This window comes from Andreprevotia sp. IGB-42, assembly GCF_009848685.1.
Lineage (GTDB): Bacteria > Pseudomonadota > Gammaproteobacteria > Burkholderiales > Chitinibacteraceae > Andreprevotia.
The window spans coordinates 51,195-73,730 of record NZ_WXTX01000015.1 but is presented as its reverse complement, the minus strand read 5'-3'; the positions used below and the strand labels follow the sequence as shown (position 1 = coordinate 73,730).

The window sequence follows — 22,536 nt, the reverse complement described above, 5'->3', positions numbered from 1 at the left end:
GCGCCTAATGCGCTGCCTGTAAATCCTTGATATCCCAGTTCATTCAGGGCAGTTGGGTTGCCTGGTTCTATTTCCAGCGACTGCTGCAGCACATCCCGCGCTTTATCCAGTTGCTTGAGGTCGATCAGGGTCGAACCCAAGCCGCGTAAAGCCAGTGCGCGCGCTGCTATTTGCGATGGGTACGTTTCGGTGAGCTCCAGCGCGCGTCGATACGTCTGAAGCGCGGCTTCGTGTTTGCCAAGCTGATTGAGGACATAACCGTGCTCACAGGCACCGACTGCCGATACTGGTGCAAATGCTTCTACACGTGCGAGCAGAAGTAACGCTCTATCGAAGTTTTTGTGTTCAACAGCGATAAAAGCTTTCCAGTGCAGGATTTGCCCGTAGCCCCAGTCAATCCACTCGAATTGCTCGGTGCTTGATTGCTTGAACTCTCGGTATTCTGTGGTGGTAAAAAACGAGTACTGCTTGAGTTTCTTGTCAAACAACGTTTCATAACGGGCTTGCAGCGTGTTCGCGAGTTTCTCTGCTACGGCGAACTTTCCTGCCTTGATCAAGATACCGATTTCATGGACTTGTGCCCGTAATGCGTGTCCTTTGCCTTTGTCCGCGCTCATTTCTATCTGTGTTGTGACTGTTTCCAGTTTTTCTGCAGCGAAGATGGGCTGGCTGAGTGTCAAAGCCAGCAGTACAAGGAGTGGTTTCATCTGATTCAAAATAAAGGATGTTTATCGGCTGGTTCTGTGTGCGAACTTGCCGGGGGTGACCCACTCTATTGCGAAGCCAGCTTCGTCCGCGCCAGCGGCGGGTTCTTCGCAAAATAGCGCTTGATCCCCACATGCAGTGCCGATGCCAGCTTTTGCTGGTAGCCCTCGTCGATCAACCGGCGCTCTTCTTCCGGGTTGGAGATGAAGGCGGTTTCCACCAGTACCGACGGGATATCCGGGGCCTTGAGTACGGCAAAGCTGGCCTGCTCCACGCTGCCCTTGTGCAGGCGGTTGATGCCGCCCAGCTCGCCCAGCATGGATTTGCCCAGTTTCATGCTGTCGTTCAGCGTGGCGGTTTGCGTGAGGTCCATCAGCACGCGCGCCAGGTGCACGTCCTTGGTGTTGATCTTCACGCCGCCGATCAGGTCGGCGTCGTTTTGCGTCTTGGCCAGCCATTTGGCGGCAGTGCTGGTGGCGCCGCCTTCGGATAGCGTGAATACCGACGAGCCGCTGGCATCCGGGCGAATGAAGGCGTCGGCGTGGATGGAGACGAACAGGTCAGCCTGCACCGCGCGCGCTTTCTTCACCCGCACACCCAGCGGCACGAAAAAATCGGCGTCACGCGTCAGCACCACGCGCATATTGGGTTCGTTTTCCAACAGCGCTTTCAGCTTCTTGGCCACCGCCAGCACCACGTTTTTCTCGTAGTTGCCGCCGGGGCCGACTGCGCCGGGGTCTTCGCCGCCGTGGCCGGGGTCGAGCACAACGGTGATCAGCCGGTCTACCTTGAGCTTGTCGCGGCTGATCGGCGTGTCCGGGGCAGGGGCTTCGGCAGTGGTTTCCGGGGTGCTGGCTTCGGCGGCCGGCGTGCGCTTGATGATGTGCACGCCGCTGTCGTCATCATTGAGGAAGGCCAGCAGCGGGTCGCTCTGCACGGCGGGGTAGAGGTCGATCACCAGCCGGTGCCTGTATTCGCCCACCGGTTCCAGCGTGAACACCTGCTGCTTGATCTCGGTTTTCAGGTCCAGCACCAGCCGTACCACGCCGGGCTTGTTGCGACCGGCGCGCAGCAGCTTGATATAGGGGTCATCATCGCCCACCTTGGTGGCCAAGCTCTGCAGCTCGGTATTGAGATCGATGCCTTCCAGGTCCACCACCAGCCGTTCGGGGTTCTTCAGCGCAAATTGCTTGAAAGACAATGGCGTGGTCGATTCGATGGTGACGCGGGTATAGGCAGCGGCAGGCCACACCCGCACCGCCACCACCTTGGCATCGCCGCCAGCGGCGCGGCTGCGGGGCACGACAGACAGCATCAGCGTGGCAATGGCGCCGCCCAGCAGCGTGCGCCGGTGCACGCCTGCGGCAGGCGCGGTATCCGGGTTCAGTTCGGCAGGGTCCCCAAGTCGGGGCTCAGTGTGGCGAGGCATGCCGCTCCGTGTTCGGTATTCGCAATCAGCGTGATTTGCCGGCCTTCACCCTCCGGCACCAGCGTGATCAGCCAGTCTGGCGTGGGCAATAAACCTTCGGCTTTATCCGCCCATTCGATCAGGCAAACGGATTCGCGGTTGAAGTAATCGCGGAACCCGGCGTCCTCCCATTCGGAGGGGTCGCTAAAACGATACAAATCAAAGTGATACAAGTATAAGTTCGAAACCACATAAGGTTCAACCAGCGTATAGGTCGGACTTTTCACGCGGCCTGCAAAACCCAGCCCGCGCAGGATGCCGCGCGTGAGCGTGGTTTTGCCCGCGCCCAAGTCGCCTTCCAGGAAAAGCGTCATGCCCGGCTGCAATGCATGCGCCAGATCGTGGCCAAATGCGATGGTTGCCGCTTCATCGGGAAGGAAGCGGCGCAAGGCTTTATCATTCAGGGTATGCATCAGAAACTCGATTCCGTTAAAACGGATGTGGCTACGGCAAGGCTGGACCTTGCCGACGTGGCGCTGCGCGTGAAAGCGTGGGCGCTGGAGCTTGGCTTTGCCAAGGCGGCCATTACCGGCACCGACCTCAGCCATGCCGAAGCAGGGCTGCAGGCGTGGCTGGATGCCGGTTACCACGGCGAGATGGATTATATGGCAAGGCACGGGCTCAAACGCGCCCGTCCGGCTGAACTGGTGCCGGGCACGCGGTCCGTCGTCAGCGTTTTCCTGCCTTACCGCCCGCCGGCGGTGGCCAGTAGCGAAGCAGTGATGGCCGATGGCGAAAAAGCGCATATCTCCCGCTATGCGCTGGGGCGCGATTACCACAAGGTATTGCGCAACCGGCTGCAAACGCTGGCCGACCGGCTGGCTGCGCATATCGGCCCGTTCGGCCACCGCGTGTTCGTCGATTCCGCGCCGGTGCTGGAGGTGGAGCTGGCCAAGCAGGCCGGGCTGGGCTGGCGCGGCAAGCACACGCTGCTGATCAACCGTGATTACGGCTCGTACTTCTTCCTGGGCGAACTGTTCACCGATTTGCCGCTGCCGAGCGATCCGCCCGAGCAGAACGAACATTGCGGCCGCTGCACCAAATGCCTGGATGTGTGCCCCACGCAGGCCATCGTGGCGCCCTACACGGTAGATGCGCGGCGCTGCATTTCCTACCTGACCATCGAGCTCAAGGGTGCCATTCCGGTCGAATTCCGCAGCATGATCGGCAACCGGGTGTATGGCTGCGATGATTGCCAACTGTGCTGTCCGTGGAACCGCTTTGCCGTGGATACTGCGGAAAGCGATTTCCACGTGCGCCATGGGCTGGACGACATCACGCTGGCCGAGCTGTTTGCGTGGTCGGAGGCCGATTTCCAGAGCCGCATGGCGGGCAGCGCCATATACCGCATCGGCTATGATCGCTGGCTGCGCAACCTGGCGGTGGGCCTCGGCAACGCCCCCGGCACGCCGGCGGTGCTGGCCGCACTGGCATCGCGGCAGGAGAGCGATGACGCCATATTGAACGAGCACGTGCAGTGGGCGCTGGCGCAGCATGCGGTGCGCCAGCCGGTAGATAAAGCGCCGGATTGAAACAGGCATGGAGAGCGGATGAGCAAGGTGGCAGCAGCAAACGTGAAGCAACCGGCCGATCAACCAGGCAATCAGTCGGCCGGGGCGTTCCCCAGCATACAGCCGCTGGGCGAGGCGGCGCTGGTACTCTCCTGCGGCGCCAGCCTGCCGGTACAGCGGCGGCTGTGGGCGGCGTGGCACTGGCTCAAGGCCAGGCACGGCGATGTGGAGTGGGTGCTGGGCATGGGCAACCTCACCGGCCGCTTTGATCCGCTACGCCTGAAAGCCGGCAAGATCGAACGTGCGCTGGAAGCGGCGTGGGCCGCCAGCGAAGGCGCTGCCGATTACCACGGCAAAACCGTGGAGGTACCGGTGCTGTACAACGGCGCCGATCTGGCCACGGTGGCCGCGCATGCCGGCCTGAGCACCGCCGAGGTGATCGATCTGCACACGGCTGGCAGCTACACGGTGTTCTGCCTGGGCTTCCTGCCCGGTTTTGCCTATCTGGGCGGGCTGGATGCGCGCATTGCCTGCCCGCGGCGCGCTACGCCACGGCTCAAGGTGCCGGCCGGTGCGGTGGGTATCGGTGGCGAGCAGACGGGTATTTACCCGCTGGTTTCCCCCGGAGGCTGGCAACTGATCGGCCGCACCAGGCTTGCCTTGTTCGATCCCGGCGCCGAATCACCGGTGCTGCTGGCACCCGGTGACGAAGTGCGTTTCGTGGCGGTGCGCGCATGACGCTGACCATACTCAAACCCGGCCCGCTGACAACGGTGCAGGATATGGGGCGCAGCGGCTATGCCGGCATCGGCGTACCCACGGGGGGCGCGTGCGATCCGCTGGCATTGCGGGTGGGCAATCTGCTGGTGGCCAATGCAGAACAGGCAGCCGGGCTGGAAATCAGCCTGGGTGGGCTGTGCGTTCGTTTCGATCAGCCGGCGGTATTCGCGCTGACCGGCGCGCAGGTCAGCGCCACGCTGGATGGCGAACCGGTCGCCATGTGGGCACGCGTGCGTGCTGCAGCAGGGCAGGTGCTGGCGCTGGGGTATGCGGAAACGGGCGCGCGCATCATGCTGTGCGTATGTGGCGGCGTGGATGTCCCGTTGATCCTGGGTAGCCGCGCCACCGGCCTGCTGGCCGGGCTGGGCGGCTTTGCCGGCCGCGCGCTGGCTGCGGGCGATGTATTGCCGCTGGCAGCGCAGCAGCCACCGCAAGGCGCTGCGGTGGTGCGTGCGCCCGGGCGCGGTGGCGTGTTGCGTGTATTGCCGGGCCCCGAGTGGCCGCTGCTGGAGCGCCGGGTGCAGCAGGGGCTGCTGTCGCTGCCATGGCGGGTAGGCGCAGCCAGCAACCGCATGGGCGCTCGGCTGGAAGGCAATGCGCTGGCGCACACGCTGGCCGAGCTCGATTCACACGCGGTGCAACCGGGCCTGTTGCAATTGCCTGCGTCCGGCCAGCCCATCCTGCTGCTGGCCGATGCACAGGTCACCGGTGGCTACCCGCGGCCGCTGGTGGTGATCCAGGCCGATCTGTGGCGCGCCGCGCAGTTCCGCCCCGGTGAATCGCTGCACTTTGTCGAAGTCGGCGTAAAAGATGCGCTGGCGGCTTTGCAGGCGCAGCGCGATTGGCTGGCACGGCTGGCACGCATGCTGGCGCAGGTGCGCTAGCCAGCGGTTGTGCCATACGCGGCCTGCCGCGTGGTGCGGCGCTGGCCAGTCAAGCCTGGTTCAATATCGCCAGCAGTGCTTCATGTTCATCAGCCAGCCCTTCGGTGAGCTTGGCGGCAGCCAGTACCGGCAGCCAGCACAGCACCTCGGCATCTGCTACGCCTGCGCTGGCGCAGTAACATTCAAGGTAAGGTGCAGCCAGCGGTTGCGCATGGGTCAGCAGGATCAGATAGCTGCGGCAGGCATCGGCGCGGGCGTCGCCCAGCGTGGCATCAAACCAGTCGATCACATGCAGGCCGCTATCGTTCACGATCACGTTGCGCGGGTGATAATCGCCATGGCACAGCGCATCGCCGTCTGGCAGCGCGGCCAGCTGGTCCTGCAGTTGCTGCAGCCTATCGGCAGGCAACTGTCCGGCCAACTGCGCCAGCTTGTGGTGCAGCGTGGTCTTCAACCGGTACGGCAAAGCCGCATGCTGGCGGTGTATGCGTAGCTGCAGTTCGACAAAACGCTGCAACAGCAAAGGCCCTTCTGCGGGCTGCTGCAGGAAGGCATCACCAAGTAGCGTGCCTTTTATCAGTGCCAGCCGCAGGCTGCATTGCCCGGCATGCTGTTCGACCCCGAGCACCTGCGCGATAGGCAGCCCGGTCGGTTCGATCAACGCATGCACGTACGCTTCGTAAAACACCTCGGCCTTGTCCACATCGTGCGCATACAGCTTCAGTGCACTGTCGCCATCACGTACCACCCTGGCGCGCGCGCCATATCCCAGTGTCTCGGTCATGCGTACTCCGTAAGCTTGCTTTGTTCAGTGGCGGGCCATCTCTTCCAGCAGTGCGGGTAGTCTCGCCATATCGTCAAACACCCGTGCGTGCGGATGTGGCGTGCCGCCAGCGGGCAGGTACTGGCAGCAACGCATGCCGGCCGCCTGCGCTGCGGCTACACCCACTTCACTGTCTTCGATCACGATGCAGTCGGCGGGCGCGATGCCCATCTGCGCTGCCGCATGCAAGAACACGCCGGGGTCCGGCTTCCAACTGCCTATGTCGTAGGCGCTGTAGATGCGTTCGCCGAAATGGTGGGCAATGCCGGTGATGGCAAGCCCATCGCGTATTTTGGCTGGCGGCCCGCTGGACGCAATGCAGCGGCTGTGTGCCAGGCTGTCCAGCATGGCCGGCACGCCGGGCATGGTTTGCAGATCGCGCGCCATCAGCACTGCGGCATGTGCGCGGTAGCGCGATTCGAAATCGGCGGGCAGCGCGCTACCGATGCGCAGCGCGATGTCGGCAAGGATGCGTGCCAGCTTTTCGCCACGATAGCGCTCGGTCATCGCGATCAGGTCTTCGTCCCAATCCGGCAGTAGTTCCAGCAGCGCGCGGTTGCCCAGCATTTCGCTGTCCACCAGCGTGCCATCCATATCGAAAATCAGGCAGGGCAGCGTCATGCGTATGCTCCGCACACCGGGCACGCCGGGTCTTGCCGGTAGCGCAGCTCTTTCCAGCGCAGTGTTTTGCCGTCGAGCAATTGCAGCCGGCCAACCAGTGTTTCCCCCATGCCCAGCAGCAGCTTGAGTGCCTCGGCGGCCTGGCCGCAGCCGATGATGCCGGTCAGCGGCGCAAACACGCCGAAGGTGGCGCAAGGGCCGTCGCTGGCATCGCCCTCGTCGGGGAACAGGCAGTGGTAGCAAGGCTGGCCGGGCGTGCGCGCATCGAAGGTGGTCAGCTGGCCGTCAAAGCGCACTGCCGCGCCCGATACCAGCGGCACGCCGGCGGCAACGCATACCCGGTTGACCGCATGGCGGGTGGGGAAGTTGTCGCTGCAATCGAGTACGACATTGGCCTGCGCCACCCATTGCGCCAGCAGCGCATCATCGGCGCGCGCCACCAGCGGCACGATGTCGATCAGCGGGTTGATCGCTTGCAGCGTGCGTGCGGCGGAGGTGGCCTTGGGCTCGCCCAGCCGGCCGGCGTCGTGCACGATCTGCCGCTGCAGGTTGGAAAGCTCTACCGTATCGTGGTCGATGATCACCAGCCGGCCCACGCCCGCAGCGGCCAGGTACAGCGCGGCCGGCGCGCCCAGCCCACCGGCGCCGATGATGAGCGCGGTGCTGGCTGCCAGCGCCTGCTGGCCTTCGATGCCGATCTCGTCGAGCAGGATATGGCGGCTGTAACGCAGCAGTTGTTCGTCATCCAGCGGCAGGCTGGATGCGCTCGTGGCAGCGGTGGTAGCAGGTTCTGTCATGGCGGGGTGGCAAACGGCAAGGCCCCGATTATAAGCCGTTCAGCCGCTGTCGCCGCTGTGCGCTTGCGAAGCTGCGCAGGCGATCAATGAGAAAACCCCGCGCTTGGCGGGGTTCTCCGTGTTGCTTGCCGTACTGGCGGGCTTACTTGGCTGCTGCGGCAGGTGCCTGCTTTTGCAGCAACAGTTGCTGCACCTTCAGCACGCTGAATGCCTGCTGCAACTGGTAGTCGGATTTGGAAACCAGCTCGCGCGGGCTGTTTTCGCTGTCCGGCTCGCTGGCGTTCAGCTTGGGCGCCTTGATGACCGGCGGTTTTTCCAGCTTCACTTCCGGCTTGCTGGCGGCCTTGCCGGCATCCTTGTCGGTCGGGTTGTCGAGGTGATGACCCAGGTCTGCTTCGCGCAGGCGCAGGCCATTGTCTTCCACGCCGTTCAGCGTGGCTTCCTGTACCTCGATATCCGGCACGATGCCCTTGGCCTGGATCGAGCGGCCATTTGGCGTGTAGTAACGCGCGGTAGTGAGCTTGAGCGCCGATTTCTCGTCGATCGGCAGGATGGTCTGCACCGAGCCCTTGCCGAAGGTCTGCGTACCCACGATCAGCGCACGCTTCTGGTCTTGCAGTGCGCCGGCAACGATTTCCGATGCCGATGCCGAGCCACCGTTCACCAGCACCACCAGCGGCACGGTCTTCACATCCTTGGGCGTGTTGGCAAAGTAATCTGCCTTGCTGCCCGGGCGCATGTAGTTGTCCTTGTTGGCGGTGAGGCGGATCTTGGCATCCGCGCTGCGGCCTTCGGTGTACACGATCAGCGTATCCTTGGGCAGGAAGGCGGCGGAAACACCCACCGCGCCGTTCAACAGGCCACCCGGATCGTTACGCAGGTCCAGCACCATGCCCTTGAGCGGCGCCTTGTTTTCCTTGTACAGCGCCTCGATCGCCTTGGCGACGTTCTCGGTGGTGTGTTCCTGGAATTGCGTGACGCGGATATAGCCATAGCCCGGCTCGGCCAGCTTGGATTTCACGCTTTGCGTCTTGATCACCGCACGCTTGAGCGAGAACACCAGCGGCTTGGCTTCGCCCTTGCGCAGCACGGTAAGGGTGACCGAGGTGCCCGGCTTGCCGCGCATCTTCTTCACCGCATCGCCCAGCGAGATACCCTGCACCGGGGTGTCGTCGATCTTGACGATGAAGTCACCCGCCTTGATGCCGGCCTTGTAGGCAGGCGTGTCTTCGATCGGGCTGACAATACGCACCAGCCCGTCTTCCATGTTCACTTCCAGGCCGAGACCGCCGAATTCGCCCTGCGTGCTTTCCTGCAGATCCTTGAAGGAATCGGCATCTAGGTAGCTGCTGTGCGGGTCCAGGCCGGAAACCATGCCCTTGATCGCTTCGTTGATGAGTTTCTTGTCTTCAACCGGCTCGACGTAATTCTGCTTCACCAAGCCGAATACGGTGGTGAAAGCGCGCAGTTCGTCCACGGGCAACGGATTGGCTTCGGCGCTTTTATCGGCCGCAGCATTGAAGGACAGCGAGATCGCCACGCCCAGACCGGCGCCGGCTGCAAGAAGACCGAATTTCTGGATTTTATGTTTCATTGTCGTGGGAGCTTGGATATGCGGGTTGAGGTGAGTACTGCCGAGTAGTCAGCCAGCCCATGCGAGCGGATCGAGCGGGCGGCCGTTTTGTCTTATTTCGAAGTATAAGCCGGAGTCTGCCATGCCACCGCTGTTGCCGGTAGTGGCAATTGTGTCACCCGCCTTGATATTGTCGCCAACTTGCTTCAGTACGCTCTCGCAGCCGGAGTACAGGCTGAGGTAGCCACCGCCATGGTCGACGATCACCATATTGCCGAAACCGCGTAGCCAGTCGGCAAAAACCACCCGCCCGGATGCCACCGCGTGCACGCCCTGGCCAGCGCCGGCACGGATCATCAGGCCTTTCCAGCTAGTGCCCTCGGCACGTTGGCTGCCAAAGCGGTTGGTAATCTCGCCCTTCACCGGCAATTTGAGCTTGCCGCGCAGCGCGGCAAACGCCTGGCCGGCCTGCGCCGCATCCGGCAGCTGATCGTTGATCTTTGCGGTAACCGGTGCCGGGGTGGGGGCGGGCGGCACGGGCTTGCCTGCTGCCTTGGCTTGCGCAGCTGCTTTGGCTGCGGCCTTGGCGGCCGCGCGCGCCTGCTGCGCTGCCAGCTGCTTCTGCCGGGCCTGTTCACGGGCACGGGCCAGCGCCTGCTGGCGTTCCTGTTCCCTGATGATGGCATTGAGCCGGTCTACCAGCTGCGTCAGGCGTTTTTCGTCTGCCGCCAGTTTCTGGATTTCGTTGCGCTGGCTGTCGATCTGCCGCGATAGCTGGCTGACCAGCGATGCATGTTCCTGCTGCTGGTCTTCCAGCGCTTCTTTCTGCTGTGCCTTGGCACGGGCCAGTGCTTTCAGCTGCGCATTGCGCTCGCGGATTTCCTCGGCCAGGCGGCTCAGCTCGTTCAACTGGCCCTGCAATTGCGCGGCAAAGCGCTGCTGTGCATCCACCAGGTAGCGGTAGTAGCCCAGCGTGCGGCTGACCTGGTTCGGGTCCTGCTGGTTCAGCAGCAGCTTCCACGCTTCCAGGTCACCGGCGCGGTAGCGCGTGTTCAGCAGCTCAGCCAGCCGTTGCTGGCTGGCGCGGATATGGATGCGCGTCTGCGCGATATCGCCTTCCAGCTTGGCGAGTTCGGCCTCGGTCAGCTGGCGCTTCTGCGTGAGATCGCCCAGCACGCGGTTGGCATCCGAAATGGCGCTTTCCGAATCCTTCAGCGCATCAGCCGCTTCCTTGCGGTTGGATTCGTTGGCCGCCAGCTTCTTCTTCAGGTCATCGATCTGGCCGTGCAGCGCCTTCAGTTCTTCCTGCGTCTGCGCCGATTGCACGCGTGCATTCCCATCAGCCGGAGCCGCCATGGCCCCGGCTGATGCAGCCACCAGCAACAGGAAAAAGACGGCGCTGCGCACTGCTTACTTGAACTCCACCAGCGCGTGGCCGGTCATTTCTTCCGGTTGCGGCACGCCCATCATCTTCAGCAGCGTGGGGGCAATGTCCTTCAGCGCGCCTTCGCCACGTGCAGCCAGCGTGGCCGGGCGGCCCACGTAGATGAACGGCACCACGTCGGTGGTGTGCTGGGTATGTGGCTGGTGGGCAACCGGGTCATACATCTGCTCGCAGTTGCCGTGGTCGGCGGTGATCAGCACTTCGCCGCCGATCTTCTGCATCGCTTCGACGCAGCGCGCCACGCAGGCGTCCAGTGTTTCCACTGCCTTCACCGCCGCGGACAGGATGCCGGTATGGCCCACCATGTCGCCATTGGCGTAGTTGCAGATGATGGCCGCGTACTGTTGCGATTCGATGGCCTCCACGATCTTTTCGGTCACGGCAACCGCACTCATCTCCGGCTGCAGATCGTAGGTGGCTACCTTGGGGCTGGGCACCAGGATGCGGTCTTCGCCGGGGAATTCTTTCTCTTCGCCGCCGGACAGGAAGTAGGTGACGTGCGGGTATTTCTCGGTCTCGGCGATGCGCAGCTGCTTGAGGCCCAGGTTGCCGATGTACTCGCCAAAGCTGTTCTTGACCTTGGGTTTTTCATAGGCGATGGGGAAGGAATAGCTTTCCCCGTAGCTGGTTGCCGTACAGAAGGTGCCGAACTGGATCAGACGCGGGCGCTCGAAGCCGTCGAAAGCCGGGTCAGTCAGCGCGGTGGTGATTTCACGCGCGCGGTCGGCGCGGAAGTTCATGAAGATGACGACATCACCGTCTTCCATGCGAGCCGGTGCGCCGATGCTGGTGGCGCCGATGAATTCATCGTTCTCGTCGCGGGCGTAACCGGCGGCAAGGCCTGCCACCGCGGTATCGGCGTGGTGCAGGCCTTGGCCTTCGGTGATCAGCGTGTACGCCGGGTGCACGCGCTCCCAGCGCTTGTCGCGGTCCATCACCCAGTAGCGGCCAACGATGCCGACAATGCGCGCACTCTGCGCTGCCTGACAGACGGCATCAAGTTTCTGCAGATATTTTTCTGCACTGCGCGGCGGGGTGTCGCGGCCATCCAGAAATGCATGGATGTAAATGTTTTTTACGCCAGCCTTGGCGGCATCGGCGATCAGTGCATGGATGTGCGCTTCGTGCGCGTGCACGCCACCGTCGGAAACCAGCCCCAGGATGTGTAGTGCCTTGCCGGTGGCGCGGGCTTTTTCGATGGCGGCGGCAAACACCGCGTTCTGCCCGAGGGTGCCGTCAGCCACGTCACAATCGATGCGGCTGATGTCCTGTTGCAGCACGCGACCCGCGCCGATATTGAGGTGGCCCACTTCCGAGTTGCCGAACTGGCCATCCGGCAAACCCACATAATGTTCGGATGCGTTGATCAGCGTCCATGGGTGCTCTGCCATGATGCGGTCAAGATTGGGCTTGCTGGCCGCGGCAATTGCATTGTCCTTGACCTCTTCCCGGTAGCCGTAACCATCGAGAATGAGCAGCAATACTGGTTTGACGGAAGGCGTGGCGCTGGCGTTAGGCATGATCGGGTTCGCTTTGTAAAGAGACGCAACAGGCCTGTAAGCCGTTGCGGAGGGGTTCCAAAGATGGGTAGTATTCTAACCGATTGAAATCGATTGCCCACGCCTGCCGTTGGGCAATTCGGTACAAACAGAGCGGCAGCAGTCGCCATATAAGAAAATAAGAAAGCACTTATGTACCCGTATCCCTATAATGCACCAGTGGGCGGGTAGCAAGTGCCACCAAAGACTTAGAGGAAGACGGTGAACCATCCTGATTTGATGAGCGACGACCATATCCAGCAGGCGTCGCGGGCCATGAAGGCCATGTCGCATCCTTTGCGGCTGAAAATACTGTGTGTTCTGGGGGACCAGGAAGTCAGTGTGCAGGATATCGTCGACCAGGTCGGAACGACCCAGTCCAATATCTCGCAACACTTGGCGCTGATGCGCGAGAAGGGTGTACTGCGTACCCGCAAGGATGCCAATCGCGTTTACTACCGGGTGGGCGATATCCGCACGCTGGAAGTGATTGCGATGCTCCGCGACGTGTTCTGCGCCTTCTCCAAGTAAGTTCCATTCCGGGGCCTGTCTGGCCCTGCAGACTACCAGCGCCAAGCTGTTACCTCCGGCGCGACATCTTAAACAGCATACGATACTTTACTACTGCGCTTGGCACTGCCAGGCAAAAACCGATGCTGCGCGGCAGGCAAGCGCTGCCGATCCGGTCGCTGCGCACAACGCCGCCAGCAAGGTTTTGTCAGTAGTGATTACTTGATCGTCTTCAGCACCGCGTCCAGTGCTTCGCCCTTGATCCGTCCCAGCTTGGTCAGCACTTTCTTGCCCTGGCTGTCGTACACCACGGTGAACGGCAAGGCGCCGGCCGTGTTGCCTTCCTGCTGGATCAGCGTGAAGGCGCCGGTTTCGTCGGCCAGTAGCGGGTAGTCGATCTTGTACTCGCGGGCAAACTGCGTAACCAGCTTGGCGTCATCAATGGCGATGCCGAGGAATTGCACCTTGCCGGCGTATTTCTTCGATAGCGCGACGAACTCCGGAATCTCCTCGCGGCACGGCGAGCACCAGGTGGCCCAGTAATTGACCACCAGCGGTTTGCCGCGATACTTGGCCAATGTCTGCGGCTTGCCGTCCAGCCCTTTCAGGCTGGCATCGAAAAAGGTCTTGGCGGCAAAAGCGGGGGCGGTGATGGCAACCAGCAGGGTGGCGGCCAGCAGCATGGTCGGGAATGGGCGCATCAGGGTTTCCGTATCGCGTTCAGGGTGGTGAGGAAGGCATCGGCATTCTGGAAGCCGATCACGCGCTGCGGCAATGGCTTGCCCGCAGCATCGAAGAACAGCATGGCGGGCGGGCCATACAGGCCGAAGCGGCGCAGCAGCACGGCGTCGTCAGCACTGTTTTTGGTCACGTCCGCGCGCAGCACCACAAAATCTTTCAGTGCAGCCTGCACACGGGCATCGCTGAGGGTTTCGCGTTCGAACTCCAGGCAGCTGACGCACCAGTCGGCATAGAAATCGAGCATGACCGGTTTGCCAGCGTCGGCAAGCTGCTTGTCCAGCGCCTGGCTGCTGCCCACGGCAACGAATGCCACCGGCGGCGCTTCGGCCAGCAACGGTTGCCACAGCGGCCGTGCGATCCATACCGCCATCAGCAACAGCACCACGCCAAACACGCTCTGCACCGCTTTCATCACCCAGCTGGGTAACCGTGGCAGCAGGGTGTTGCCGACGGCGCCCACCACGATCAGCGGCACGCCCAGCCCCAGCGCCATTGCATACAGCGCGCCACCGCCCAATAGCGGGTCGCCCTGCTGGCCGATATACGCCAGTGCCGCTGCCAGTGGCGGTGCGATGCACGGGCCGACGATGGCGGCCGAAATGGCGCCCATCACGAATACCGATGTGTAGTGCCCGCCGGGCAGGCGGTTGGACCAGTTGGCCACGCGGCTTTGCAGGCCGCCGGGCATCTGCACGCTGAATACGCCGAACATGGACAGCGCCATGGCCACGAAGAACAGCGCAAACAGGCCGATCACCCATGGCTGCTGCAGCCACACCGACAGCAATGTGCCGGTAAGCGCTGCCGCCACCCCCACTGCGGTATAGGTCAGTGCCAGCCCTTGGCTATAGGTCAGCGTCAGCATCAGGGCTCGGCCCCGGCCTGCTTGCCCCGCACCGATCACGATCGACGACACGATCGGCAGCAGCGGGTACATGCAGGCGGTAAAGGCAAGACCGAGCCCGGCCAGAAAAAAAAGGCCGAGTGTTGCAACAGGCGTGCCGGAGAAATAGTTCTCTCCGGCGGGTTGGGCCGGCTGTGCATCGCCGAACAGTTTTTCCACTGCGCTGCCGCCGTTGCGGCCGGTGTGGCTCATGCTCAGCTGTACGGTCTGCGGCGGGTAGCACACACCGGCTTCTGCACAGCCCTGGTAGCGCACGGCCACGCTGAAGCCCTCGGGCAGGTCTTGCGCGGCCTGCAGTGTGACGGCGATATCGTGCTTGTAAACTTCCACCTTGCCGAAGCTGGGGTCGTCCTTGACCACACCCTGCGGGTATTGCGGCGTGAGCTCGCCGGCGGGCTGCAGCGTAAAGCGCATGCGTTCGCGGTACAGGTAGTAGCCATCGGCCACGCGGAACTGGATGTTGACGGTGCGCGCATCGATGCGGTTGATTTCCGCGCGGAAGGCTTTGTCCGGCGGCAGCAGATCGGGTTCGGCGTGCGCAAGCCCGGCGCATAGCGCCAGCCACGGCGCAAGGATCAGTGTGAACAGCAGGCGTATCATGCATTAACCTCGTTATGTACCCATGCCAGATAAGCGGGCAGCCCGTCGGTGACAGGCAGCACGATGATTTCCGGCACGTCGTAGGGGTGGTGCGCCACCAGCCAGGCCAGCAGTTGCGGGCAGGCATCGACCGTGGTCTTGATGTGCAGCGGGTATTCCTCGGCCGTTTCCACGCGGCCATCCCAGCGGTAGATCGACAGCACCGGCGACAAACGGTTCACGCATGCGGCCAGCCTGTTTTCGATCAGGCCGTGCGCTAGCCGTTCGGCGGTGGCGGTATCGGGGCAATTGCAAATTACCAGAGCAACCCCATTTAGTGGGGCCGGACTTGTACGAGATTGGATCGGAGTATTCATGCCTTACCTGTTGCTGTTGCTGCTGGCCTACCCAGTAGCTGAAATCATTGCCATGGTGCTGCTGGCGGATGCCATTGGCACCGGCTGGCTGCTGGCCTGGCTAGCCATCGCTGCCGTGGCGGGCTTTTTGATGCTGCGCCATCACAAGCTGGCCATCGGCATGTCGCTGCTGGCAGATGCGCGCGCCGGCCGACTGACGCCGCAAAGCCTGTTCTGGGTAGCCCGCTACTATATCGCAGCGTTGTTGCTGCTGCTGCCCGGGGTGATCGGCGATGTGATTGCCCTGCTGATGCTGCTGCCTTGGGGGCGCAGCCAGGCTGCGGCCAAGGCGCCCCAGGACGGTACGCTGGAAGGCGAATACCGCCGGGTAGACCCGCGCACCGACCGCAGTCGCCATCTCGAAGGTGGCGACCAGGGCTGATGGCCCCTTGCAACGATGCCGGCAATGGCCGGCATCGCTTGCTGCACGACCACCCCTCGGGTAGCAGTGCTCTAACTGGTTGGCTGGCCGTGTGGTTGACTTGCGCGCGGCGCGCCCGTCAGTTCAGCGTGGGCAGCGGGATGCCATTGAGCAGCGCCTGCTGGCCACCGGCAACGAAGATGTTCAGCACCACGATGACAATGCCCAGCACCATGGGCGTGATGTCCACATGCCCCACCGGCGGGATGACCCGGCGCAGTGGCCGCAGGAATGGCGTGGTCAGCGTGTTGAACAGCGGCATCATCGGGCTGTACGGTGCCACCCATGACAGCAGCGCCTGGCCGATCACTGCGGCAAACAGCAGGTAGAGCGACATTTTCAGCAGCTCCAGCAGGCCGGTCAGCGCAATGGCCACTACCGACTGTAGTGCGCCGAATGCAAACGGCCATGGGGACAGCCACAGCAGCAGCACGTACATGCTGCACGCCCAGCCCCAGGCCACCACGAAGGTGGCCGAATCATACTGGCGCACTGCGGGCAGCACGCGGCGGGTGGGCAGTACCATCCAGTTGGTCAGCGCCATGATGAACTGGCCCAGCGGGTTCTTGAACGGGGCCTTGAGCGCCAGCATGTAAAACCGCGCCAGCAGCGCCAGGATGAAGAACCCGGCGAAGCTGCGGATCAGGAAATCCATTGCATTGGCTATCATCGCTGTGCGCTCCTCATTCCTGCGTATCGCGGCCGAGTTCGTCACCCAACTCCCTGGAGCGCGCAGCCGCAGCCGAGGCTGCCGCGATGATGGTCGAGCGCACCTGGCTGTTTTCCAGTGCATTGATCGCGCGCTCTGTCGTGCCGCCCTTGCTGGTGACCTTCTGGCGCAGCGTGGCGGCATCGTCATCGCTTTGCAGCGCCAGCTTGATGGCGCCGGCAAAGGTCTGGTACGCCAGCTTGCGGGCCGTTTCCGGCTCGAAGCCCTGCGCACGCGCTGCTGCCTGCAGCGATTCCATGAAATAGAACACATACGCCGGGCCGGAGCCGGAAATCGCCGTCACGCCGTCGATATCGCCTTCTTCGTTTACCCAGACGGTTTCGCCGATGGAATCGAGGATGCGCTCGGCCAGTGCCTTGTCATCCGCGGTAGCGCCGGCGCTGGCAAACGCGCCGGAAATGCCGGCCTGTACCAGCGCCGGGGTATTGGGCATCACGCGCACGATGCGGTCGAGCCCGCCCAGCCATTTCGACAGCGTATCGGCGCGTACGCCGGCCGCAATCGAGATCACCAGCGTATCGGCCAGTTGGGGCGCCAACGTGCTGGCGATCGGGCGCAATTGCTGCGGCTTGACGGCGAAAATCACCGCGGTGCTGGCGGGCAGCACGTCGTCCGGCGCGCCCACGCTGACGCCGAATTGGCGGGCCAGCTCGCTGCGCTTATCTGCGTCGGGCTCGACGATATGGATCTCGTTGCCCTTGAAACCCTGGCTGACCATGCCGCCAACCATTGCTGCAGCCATATTGCCGCCGCCGATAAAGCTGATTTTCATGTTGTTCCTTGCGCTTGATTTGAGATGGTCCGCGTGCCGAACAGGGCGGTGCCGATACGGACCAGTGTGGCCCCTTCGGTAATTGCGCTTTCGAGATCGCCAGACATTCCCATGGAAAGAGTATCCAGTTGCAGGCCTTGTGTATTCAATGCCTGCTGCAGCTGCCGCAACTGGCGGAATTGTTCCGACAGCCAGGTTTGATCATTTGTCGCTTCCGGGATACACATCAGCCCCCGTAATTTCAGTCTTGGCAACGCGGCTACTGCCTGTGCAAGTTCGCCCAGTCCTTCGGGGGTGACGCCCGATTTGCTCGTTTCGCCAGAGACATTGACCTGCAGACAGACCTGCAAGGGCGGCAAGTGTTCCGGACGTTGGCTGGAAAGGCGTTCAGCGATTTTCAGCCGGTCGATTGCATGCACCCAACTGGCGGTTTCTGCCACTATACGGGTCTTGTTGCTTTGCAATGGGCCGATGAAATGCCAGCGCAGTTCGGGCAGATTGGCCAGCATTTCTGCCTTGCCCGCAAGCTCCTGCACGTAATTCTCTCCAAAATCCCTTTGGCCGTGCGCGTAAAGTTCGGCAATATCCGCGGCGGGAAAAGTTTTGCTGACTGCGAGCAGTTGCACGGCATCGGCAGGACGGCCGGCCAGCGTCACGGCTGTCCGGATGCGTGCCAACACGCCTTGCCACCTCGCAAATATCGTTGCCATAATGGTTTGAACCTTACTACGTGGCCGGCAGCGTTTGCGCGCGGCGTCTTATCTATCGGGCCGACATCGCCAAAGGACAGAATTATAAATGGAAATCTCCGAGCTCTTGGCGTTTGCCGTAAAGAACAAGGCGTCTGACCTGCACCTCTCGTCCGGCCTGCCGCCGATGATCCGTGTGCATGGCGATGTACGCCGCATCAATTTGCCGCCGATGGAACACAAGGATGTCCACGACATGGTGTATGACATCATGAACGACGGACAGCGCAAAGTGTATGAAGACACGCTCGAATGCGACTTCTCGTTCGAGATCCCCAATCTGGCGCGTTTCCGCGTCAATGCCTTCGTGCAGCAACGCGGTGCCGGTGCGGTATTCCGTACCATTCCTTCCAAGGTATTGTCGCTGGAAGAATTGAATGCACCCAAGGTATTCCAGGAAATCGCGCAGAACCCGCGCGGCCTGGTGCTGGTGACCGGGCCAACGGGCTCGGGCAAATCCACCACGCTGGCCGGCATCATCAATTTCGTCAACGAAAACGAATACGGCCATATCCTGACCGTGGAAGACCCGATCGAGTTCGTGCACCAATCCAAGAAATGCCTGATCAACCAGCGGGAAGTCGGCCCGCATACCATGAGTTTCTCCAACGCGCTGCGTTCGGCATTGCGGGAAGACCCGGACGTGATTCTGGTGGGCGAAATGCGTGACCTGGAAACCATCCGCCTGGCGTTGACCGCTGCGGAAACCGGCCACCTGGTGTTCGGCACGCTGCATACCAGTTCGGCGGCGAAGACAGTCGACCGTATCGTCGACGTGTTCCCGGCCGCGGAAAAGGAAATGGTGCGCTCGATGCTGTCCGAATCGTTGCGCGCGGTGATTTCGCAAACGCTGCTCAAGACCAAGGATGGCAACAGCCGTGTGGCTGCGCATGAGATCATGATCGGTATTCCGGCCATCCGTAACCTAATCCGCGAAAACAAGATCGCGCAGATGTACTCGTCCATCCAGACCGGCCAGCAGTTCGGCATGCAGACGCTGGATCAGTGTCTGTCTGACCTGGTGCGCCGCAATATCGTGTCGGTGGCGGAAGCCCGCGGCAAGGCGATGAACACCGACAACTTCCGCGGCTGATCCATAGCCCAGCAGTCATTGAATAGAGCCCGTCATGGAAAAAGAACAAGCCGCCAAATTTATGCAGGATCTGCTCAAGCACATGCGTGCCAAGGGCGCATCCGACCTGTTCATCACCGCGGAATTTCCGCCAGCGATGAAAATTGACGGCCGGGTTACACCGGTTTCCAACCAGGTACTGACCGCGCAGCACAGCAAGGAGCTGGCGCGCTCGATCATGAACGACCGCCAGGCCGAAGAGTTCGAAGCCACCAAGGAGTGCAACTTCGCCATCAGCCCGGGCAACCTGGGGCGCTTCCGTGTGAATGCCTTCATGCAGCAATCGCATGTGGGCATGGTGCTGCGGACCATCAATTCCGAAATTCCCAAGCTCGATGATCTGGGCGTGCCGCCGGTGCTCAAGGACATCGCGATGACCAAGCGCGGCCTGGTGATTTTCGTTGGCGGTACCGGCTCGGGCAAATCGACTTCGCTGGCTGCGATGGTGGGGCACCGCAACGAAAGCGCGTATGACCACATCATCACCATCGAAGACCCGATCGAATATGTGCACCAGCACCGCAATTCCATCGTTACCCAGCGCGAAGTGGGCGTGGATACCGATTCGTGGATGGCCGCACTGAAAAATACGCTGCGCCAGGCACCGGACGTGATCCTGATCGGCGAAATCCGTGACCGCGAAACCATGGACTATGCGATTGCGTTTGCCGAAACCGGTCACCTTTGCATGGCCACGCTGCACGCCAACTCATCCAACCAGGCACTGGACCGCATCATCAACTTCTTCCCGGAAGAGCGCCGCACGCAGTTGCTGATGGACTTGTCGCTGAACCTGAAGGCTTTCGTGTCGCAGCGGCTGGTGCCGCATCGTTCCGGCAAGGGGCGGGTTGCAGCTGTCGAGGTGATGCTCAATTCCCCGCTTATTTCCGACCTGATCTTCAAGGGTGAAGTACACGAGATCAAGGAAATCATGAAGCGCTCGCGCGAGCTGGGCATGCAGACCTTCGACCAGGGCTTGTTCGATCTGTATGAAGCCGGGAAAATCAGCTACGAAGATGCGCTCAGAAACGCCGATTCGGTCAATGACTTGCGCTTGCAGATCAAACTCAACAGTACCGATGCTCAACAAAAGGATGTACTGTCCGGAATCGATCATCTGGACATCGTCTAGCGCGGCTCTATCATTGAGCTAGCGACCAAGGCACCTTCAGAAGTGCCTGATGAGGATAAATTGAGCCGAATGAAGTATTCCCCGCTTTTTGCAGCACTCGGATCCGCTTTGCTGGCTGGAGGCCTGGGTGTCGTTACGCCTGTACACGCCGCCATGCTGGGCGAGATACAGGTGCGCTCTGCGCTGGGCGAGCGTTTTCAGGCGTCGGTCAGTGTGGCTGGTGCGGACGACGAAAGTCTGGCCAGTAATTGTTTCCGGCTGGTGACACCGCAGCAGTTGGGTGATGATGCGCCGCCGGTGCTGCGCCGCGCACGGCTGGTCTACCAGCCTGAAGACGAGCATAGTGGCCGCCTGATGATCTACGGCGAAGACAAGGTCGACGAGCCGCTGATGAGCGTTGCGGTGCGGGCCAAATGCCCGGATGAAGACCGCCGTGTGTTCCAGCGCGACTACAGCATCCTGCTCGATCCGCGTGAATACACGGCACCACCACAAGCCGAGGCACGCGCTGCTTTGCGTAGCGAACCGGCTGCGCGGCGCAGCATGCCACCGCTGGGCGGGATCTGGCTGAGCCGTGAAGGTGACAGGGTCGACCAGATTTCCAAAGCCTATTTCCCGCGCGACAAGGGCAGCCGCGCCCGTTTTGTCGATGCACTGTATCTGCTGAATCCCGATTTGCCGCAAAGCCTGCAGGCCAGGTTGCAGGCAGATATACAGATCCGCTTGCCTGATCGCATGAGTGTGTTGCCGGAACGGCGAGACGAAGTGGCGGCAGCGCCGGTAGAGCCGCAACACATGCCGGCGCAACCTGCACCATTGCCGCCGCTGCGTATTGAGGCGTCGCCGATCGATGCTGCGCAGCAACCCCGGCAGGCAGCGCGCGACGAGAATCGCATTGCTGCAGGTGATGGCGGCTTCCAGCTGCGCCTGTCCGCGCCCACGCTCGATACCAGCCGCAAATCGGACATGAGCCCGGAGGAGAGCCTGCGGGTACGTGAGCACCTGCTGGCGCTGTCGTCGGATGATCAGACCGCACAGTTGTTGCAGCTGAAATACCAGATCTCCGAGCTGGAAAAACAACTTTCGGCAGTGAAGTCCAGAACCCCCGACGCAGAGGGCGGCGTTTCACAGCCGCAAGCAGGCAAGCCCGCGCAGCCTGCTGACGGCCCTGCTTGGTGGTGGGCACTCGCTCCCTTCGTGCTCATCGGTGGCGCTGCTGCCTGGCTATACCGCCGCTGGCGGTTGCGTCGTGAATATGAAGAAGCCGAGTCTTTCTCGTTTGCGACCAATCTGGGTGCCCAGCCGGTTGTGCGCAGCGCGATCCCGCAACCGGGCTTTGTACCCAACACATCACTGGGCATGCGTGAACTGGTGCAGAACATCGCCCAGGCGGCGACAGACTTCCACAATGATGAAGTCGATGTGGTGCAGCCGAACAATGTATCGGAAGAGGCGCAACTGCTGATTGATCATGGGCTGATCCAGCAGGCGATCAATCTGCTTGATCACGAGCTGGGCCAGCACCCGACTGCACTTGCATTGTGGATGAAGCTGTTCGATGTGCATTGCCAGCAGGGCATGAAACAGGCGTTCCAGGAACGCGCGGTAGCATTCCGCCTGCAGTTTGCCAGTGACGCACTCTGGCAGCAGGTGCAGGCATTGGGCCGCCAGCTGGATCCGGATAATCCGCTCTACCGTTCGCTGGATGACCAGCCTGACGAATTGCTGGAGCTTTCCAATGCGCCGCCGGTGATGACTTCGTCGCCGGAGCGTGATGCACTCGATTTCGCATCGATGATGCACGAACAAGCCGGGCTGGCACCGCCCAGCAACGTTGGCGGTACGCTGCCGCAGCAGGCGCCTGTTGCCCCGGTGAGGGTTGAGGAGGTGCGTGAGCCTGCGCCGATTCCGATTCCGATTCCGATTCCGGCTCCGGCCGCAGCGCCGGTGCATCATCAAGACATCAGCACCGGGCATGAATCCATCTTGCCGCGGCTGAGTTTTGATGTGGATGAGTCGGATGCGCTGGTGTTTACTCCGGCAACCGGCATGGTCGTATCCGAAGTGGCCGATATCGACCCGAAGCAGTTTGTATCGGATGATCCGCTGCTGCAGCAGATTGCCCAGCATCTGTCAGATAACGATCTGGATACTGCCTTCCACCTGCTGGAAGAAACGCTGTACCACGGCACGCTGGATCAACGCATGACCGCGATGAAATGGCTGGACAAGCTGGCGCCGTCCCGCGGGCTGTAGCCGTCGCGGGCCGCCGTCATACCCGCCTGTCCTGACAAAATACCGTGCAT

22 protein-coding genes and 1 pseudogene are annotated in these 22,536 nt (G+C 62.0%); 8 read left to right on the top strand and 15 right to left on the bottom strand.

Annotation, left to right across the window (positions count from 1 at the left end):
* Window positions 1-71 precede the first annotated feature (71 nt).
* The 3 genes and pseudogenes from IGB42_RS22705 to tsaE all read right to left on the bottom strand — a co-directional run.
* Window positions 72-617, bottom strand: a pseudogene (locus tag IGB42_RS22705) (tetratricopeptide repeat protein); the annotation flags it as partial.
* Window positions 618-772: 155 nt separating this feature from the next.
* Entirely contained in the window at window positions 773-2,020 is a 1,248-nt protein-coding gene (locus tag IGB42_RS19165) for an N-acetylmuramoyl-L-alanine amidase (RefSeq protein WP_236822650.1), read from the bottom strand.
* A 68-nt stretch (window positions 2,021-2,088) separates the two neighbouring features.
* Complete coding sequence (tsaE, locus tag IGB42_RS19160) at window positions 2,089-2,586, bottom strand: tRNA (adenosine(37)-N6)-threonylcarbamoyltransferase complex ATPase subunit type 1 TsaE (RefSeq protein WP_159674711.1); 498 nt, start codon at window positions 2,584-2,586, stop codon at window positions 2,089-2,091.
* Here tsaE and queG point away from each other — a divergent pair.
* The 3 genes from queG to IGB42_RS19145 are packed head-to-tail and all read left to right on the top strand — an operon-like array spanning window position 2,581 to window position 5,348.
* A complete protein-coding gene (queG, locus tag IGB42_RS19155) occupies window positions 2,581-3,705 on the top strand; it encodes a tRNA epoxyqueuosine(34) reductase QueG (RefSeq protein ID WP_201800015.1) in 1,125 nt (374 codons plus the stop codon). The two genes, tsaE and queG, sit on opposite strands and share 6 nt — an antisense overlap.
* Before the next feature lie 18 nt (window positions 3,706-3,723).
* On the top strand, window positions 3,724-4,422 hold the full coding sequence (pxpB, locus tag IGB42_RS19150; RefSeq protein WP_159674707.1) for a 5-oxoprolinase subunit PxpB: 699 nt from the start codon (window positions 3,724-3,726) through the stop codon (window positions 4,420-4,422).
* On the top strand, window positions 4,419-5,348 hold the full coding sequence (locus IGB42_RS19145) for a biotin-dependent carboxyltransferase family protein (protein ID WP_159674705.1): 930 nt from the start codon (window positions 4,419-4,421) through the stop codon (window positions 5,346-5,348). The genes pxpB and IGB42_RS19145 overlap by 4 nt, the downstream gene beginning before the upstream one ends.
* 49 nt (window positions 5,349-5,397) lie before the next feature.
* Here IGB42_RS19145 and IGB42_RS19140 read toward each other — a convergent pair whose 3' ends face one another.
* The 6 genes from IGB42_RS19140 to gpmI form a co-directional block, all read right to left on the bottom strand.
* The gene (locus IGB42_RS19140; protein ID WP_159674703.1) at window positions 5,398-6,132 is read right to left on the bottom strand and encodes a phosphotransferase family protein; all 735 of its coding nucleotides are present in this window, start codon (window positions 6,130-6,132) and stop codon (window positions 5,398-5,400) included.
* Between the two features lie 24 nt (window positions 6,133-6,156).
* Window positions 6,157-6,792, bottom strand: coding sequence for an HAD-IA family hydrolase (locus IGB42_RS19135; RefSeq protein ID WP_159674701.1), 636 nt, complete (start codon window positions 6,790-6,792; stop codon window positions 6,157-6,159).
* Complete coding sequence (locus IGB42_RS19130) at window positions 6,789-7,589, bottom strand: molybdopterin-synthase adenylyltransferase MoeB (RefSeq protein ID WP_201800014.1); 801 nt, start codon at window positions 7,587-7,589, stop codon at window positions 6,789-6,791. The genes IGB42_RS19135 and IGB42_RS19130 overlap by 4 nt, the downstream gene beginning before the upstream one ends.
* A gap of 142 nt (window positions 7,590-7,731) precedes the next feature.
* The gene (locus IGB42_RS19125; protein WP_159674699.1) at window positions 7,732-9,183 is read right to left on the bottom strand and encodes a S41 family peptidase; all 1,452 of its coding nucleotides are present in this window, start codon (window positions 9,181-9,183) and stop codon (window positions 7,732-7,734) included.
* A gap of 48 nt (window positions 9,184-9,231) precedes the next feature.
* A complete protein-coding gene (locus IGB42_RS19120; protein WP_159674697.1) occupies window positions 9,232-10,518 on the bottom strand; it encodes a murein hydrolase activator EnvC in 1,287 nt (428 codons plus the stop codon).
* A gap of 54 nt (window positions 10,519-10,572) precedes the next feature.
* A complete protein-coding gene (gene gpmI / locus IGB42_RS19115; protein ID WP_159674695.1) occupies window positions 10,573-12,126 on the bottom strand; it encodes a 2,3-bisphosphoglycerate-independent phosphoglycerate mutase in 1,554 nt (517 codons plus the stop codon).
* Window positions 12,127-12,366: 240 nt separating this feature from the next.
* On the opposite strand from gpmI, the gene IGB42_RS19110 reads away from it, so the two are divergent.
* Window positions 12,367-12,675, top strand: a complete 309-nt coding sequence (locus IGB42_RS19110) for a helix-turn-helix transcriptional regulator (RefSeq protein WP_236822648.1) — start codon at window positions 12,367-12,369, stop codon at window positions 12,673-12,675.
* A 197-nt stretch (window positions 12,676-12,872) separates the two neighbouring features.
* On the opposite strand, the gene IGB42_RS19105 is transcribed toward IGB42_RS19110, so the two are convergent.
* The 3 genes from IGB42_RS19105 to cutA are packed head-to-tail and all read right to left on the bottom strand — an operon-like array spanning window position 12,873 to window position 15,255.
* A complete protein-coding gene (locus IGB42_RS19105) occupies window positions 12,873-13,355 on the bottom strand; it encodes a TlpA disulfide reductase family protein (protein WP_159674693.1) in 483 nt (160 codons plus the stop codon).
* A complete protein-coding gene (dsbD, locus tag IGB42_RS19100) occupies window positions 13,355-14,899 on the bottom strand; it encodes a protein-disulfide reductase DsbD (RefSeq protein WP_159674691.1) in 1,545 nt (514 codons plus the stop codon). Before dsbD ends, IGB42_RS19105 begins: the two co-directional genes overlap by 1 nt.
* Complete coding sequence (gene cutA / locus IGB42_RS19095) at window positions 14,896-15,255, bottom strand: divalent-cation tolerance protein CutA (RefSeq protein WP_159674689.1); 360 nt, start codon at window positions 15,253-15,255, stop codon at window positions 14,896-14,898. The genes dsbD and cutA overlap by 4 nt, the downstream gene beginning before the upstream one ends.
* On the opposite strand from cutA, the gene IGB42_RS19090 reads away from it, so the two are divergent.
* Window positions 15,254-15,676 carry an FxsA family protein gene (locus IGB42_RS19090; protein WP_159674687.1) on the top strand — a complete coding sequence of 141 codons (423 nt, stop codon included), beginning with the start codon at window positions 15,254-15,256 and terminating at the stop codon, window positions 15,674-15,676. The genes cutA and IGB42_RS19090 overlap by 2 nt on opposite strands.
* A 118-nt stretch (window positions 15,677-15,794) precedes the next feature.
* On the opposite strand, the gene IGB42_RS19085 is transcribed toward IGB42_RS19090, so the two are convergent.
* From IGB42_RS19085 to IGB42_RS19075, 3 genes are read right to left on the bottom strand one after another with little or no spacing between them, the layout of a single operon-like run.
* On the bottom strand, window positions 15,795-16,385 hold the full coding sequence (locus IGB42_RS19085; protein WP_236822647.1) for a YggT family protein: 591 nt from the start codon (window positions 16,383-16,385) through the stop codon (window positions 15,795-15,797).
* Between the two features lie 13 nt (window positions 16,386-16,398).
* Window positions 16,399-17,217, bottom strand: a complete 819-nt coding sequence (gene proC, locus IGB42_RS19080; RefSeq protein WP_159674685.1) for a pyrroline-5-carboxylate reductase — start codon at window positions 17,215-17,217, stop codon at window positions 16,399-16,401.
* On the bottom strand, window positions 17,214-17,927 hold the full coding sequence (locus IGB42_RS19075; protein ID WP_159674683.1) for a YggS family pyridoxal phosphate-dependent enzyme: 714 nt from the start codon (window positions 17,925-17,927) through the stop codon (window positions 17,214-17,216). Before IGB42_RS19075 ends, proC begins: the two co-directional genes overlap by 4 nt.
* Before the next feature lie 88 nt (window positions 17,928-18,015).
* Between IGB42_RS19075 and IGB42_RS19070 the strand changes: the two genes are divergently transcribed.
* From IGB42_RS19070 to IGB42_RS19060, 3 genes are all read left to right on the top strand, one after another.
* Window positions 18,016-19,059, top strand: coding sequence for a type IV pilus twitching motility protein PilT (locus IGB42_RS19070; RefSeq protein ID WP_159674681.1), 1,044 nt, complete (start codon window positions 18,016-18,018; stop codon window positions 19,057-19,059).
* 34 nt (window positions 19,060-19,093) lie between these two features.
* Window positions 19,094-20,230 carry a PilT/PilU family type 4a pilus ATPase gene (locus IGB42_RS19065; RefSeq protein ID WP_159674679.1) on the top strand — a complete coding sequence of 379 codons (1,137 nt, stop codon included), beginning with the start codon at window positions 19,094-19,096 and terminating at the stop codon, window positions 20,228-20,230.
* Between the two features lie 69 nt (window positions 20,231-20,299).
* A complete protein-coding gene (locus tag IGB42_RS19060) occupies window positions 20,300-22,486 on the top strand; it encodes a FimV family protein (RefSeq protein ID WP_159674677.1) in 2,187 nt (728 codons plus the stop codon).
* The last annotated feature ends 50 nt before the right edge of the window (window positions 22,487-22,536 follow it).

What these genes read in the sequence shown, in the direction of transcription:
- pxpB (WP_159674707.1), top strand. Translation starts at nt 3,724, where the DNA reads ATGAGCAAGGTGGCAGCAGCAAACGTGAAGCAACCGGCCGATCAACCA.
- IGB42_RS19165 (WP_236822650.1), bottom strand. Translation starts at nt 2,020, where the DNA reads ATGCTGTCTGTCGTGCCCCGCAGCCGCGCCGCTGGCGGCGATGCCAAG.
- cutA (WP_159674689.1), bottom strand. Translation starts at nt 15,255, where the DNA reads ATGAATACTCCGATCCAATCTCGTACAAGTCCGGCCCCACTAAATGGG.
- IGB42_RS19120 (WP_159674697.1), bottom strand. Translation starts at nt 10,518, where the DNA reads ATGGCGGCTCCGGCTGATGGGAATGCACGCGTGCAATCGGCGCAGACG.
- IGB42_RS19125 (WP_159674699.1), bottom strand. Translation starts at nt 9,183, where the DNA reads ATGAAACATAAAATCCAGAAATTCGGTCTTCTTGCAGCCGGCGCCGGT.
- IGB42_RS19070 (WP_159674681.1), top strand. Translation starts at nt 18,016, where the DNA reads ATGGAAATCTCCGAGCTCTTGGCGTTTGCCGTAAAGAACAAGGCGTCT.
- IGB42_RS19060 (WP_159674677.1), top strand. Translation starts at nt 20,300, where the DNA reads ATGAAGTATTCCCCGCTTTTTGCAGCACTCGGATCCGCTTTGCTGGCT.
- IGB42_RS19065 (WP_159674679.1), top strand. Translation starts at nt 19,094, where the DNA reads ATGGAAAAAGAACAAGCCGCCAAATTTATGCAGGATCTGCTCAAGCAC.
- tsaE (WP_159674711.1), bottom strand. Translation starts at nt 2,586, where the DNA reads ATGCATACCCTGAATGATAAAGCCTTGCGCCGCTTCCTTCCCGATGAA.
- IGB42_RS19130 (WP_201800014.1), bottom strand. Translation starts at nt 7,589, where the DNA reads ATGACAGAACCTGCTACCACCGCTGCCACGAGCGCATCCAGCCTGCCG.
- IGB42_RS19140 (WP_159674703.1), bottom strand. Translation starts at nt 6,132, where the DNA reads ATGACCGAGACACTGGGATATGGCGCGCGCGCCAGGGTGGTACGTGAT.
- IGB42_RS19090 (WP_159674687.1), top strand. Translation starts at nt 15,254, where the DNA reads ATGCCTTACCTGTTGCTGTTGCTGCTGGCCTACCCAGTAGCTGAAATC.
- IGB42_RS19105 (WP_159674693.1), bottom strand. Translation starts at nt 13,355, where the DNA reads ATGCGCCCATTCCCGACCATGCTGCTGGCCGCCACCCTGCTGGTTGCC.
- proC (WP_159674685.1), bottom strand. Translation starts at nt 17,217, where the DNA reads ATGAAAATCAGCTTTATCGGCGGCGGCAATATGGCTGCAGCAATGGTT.
- IGB42_RS19135 (WP_159674701.1), bottom strand. Translation starts at nt 6,792, where the DNA reads ATGACGCTGCCCTGCCTGATTTTCGATATGGATGGCACGCTGGTGGAC.
- dsbD (WP_159674691.1), bottom strand. Translation starts at nt 14,899, where the DNA reads ATGATACGCCTGCTGTTCACACTGATCCTTGCGCCGTGGCTGGCGCTA.
- queG (WP_201800015.1), top strand. Translation starts at nt 2,581, where the DNA reads ATGCATCAGAAACTCGATTCCGTTAAAACGGATGTGGCTACGGCAAGG.
- IGB42_RS19075 (WP_159674683.1), bottom strand. Translation starts at nt 17,927, where the DNA reads ATGGCAACGATATTTGCGAGGTGGCAAGGCGTGTTGGCACGCATCCGG.
- IGB42_RS19145 (WP_159674705.1), top strand. Translation starts at nt 4,419, where the DNA reads ATGACGCTGACCATACTCAAACCCGGCCCGCTGACAACGGTGCAGGAT.
- gpmI (WP_159674695.1), bottom strand. Translation starts at nt 12,126, where the DNA reads ATGCCTAACGCCAGCGCCACGCCTTCCGTCAAACCAGTATTGCTGCTC.
- IGB42_RS19085 (WP_236822647.1), bottom strand. Translation starts at nt 16,385, where the DNA reads ATGATAGCCAATGCAATGGATTTCCTGATCCGCAGCTTCGCCGGGTTC.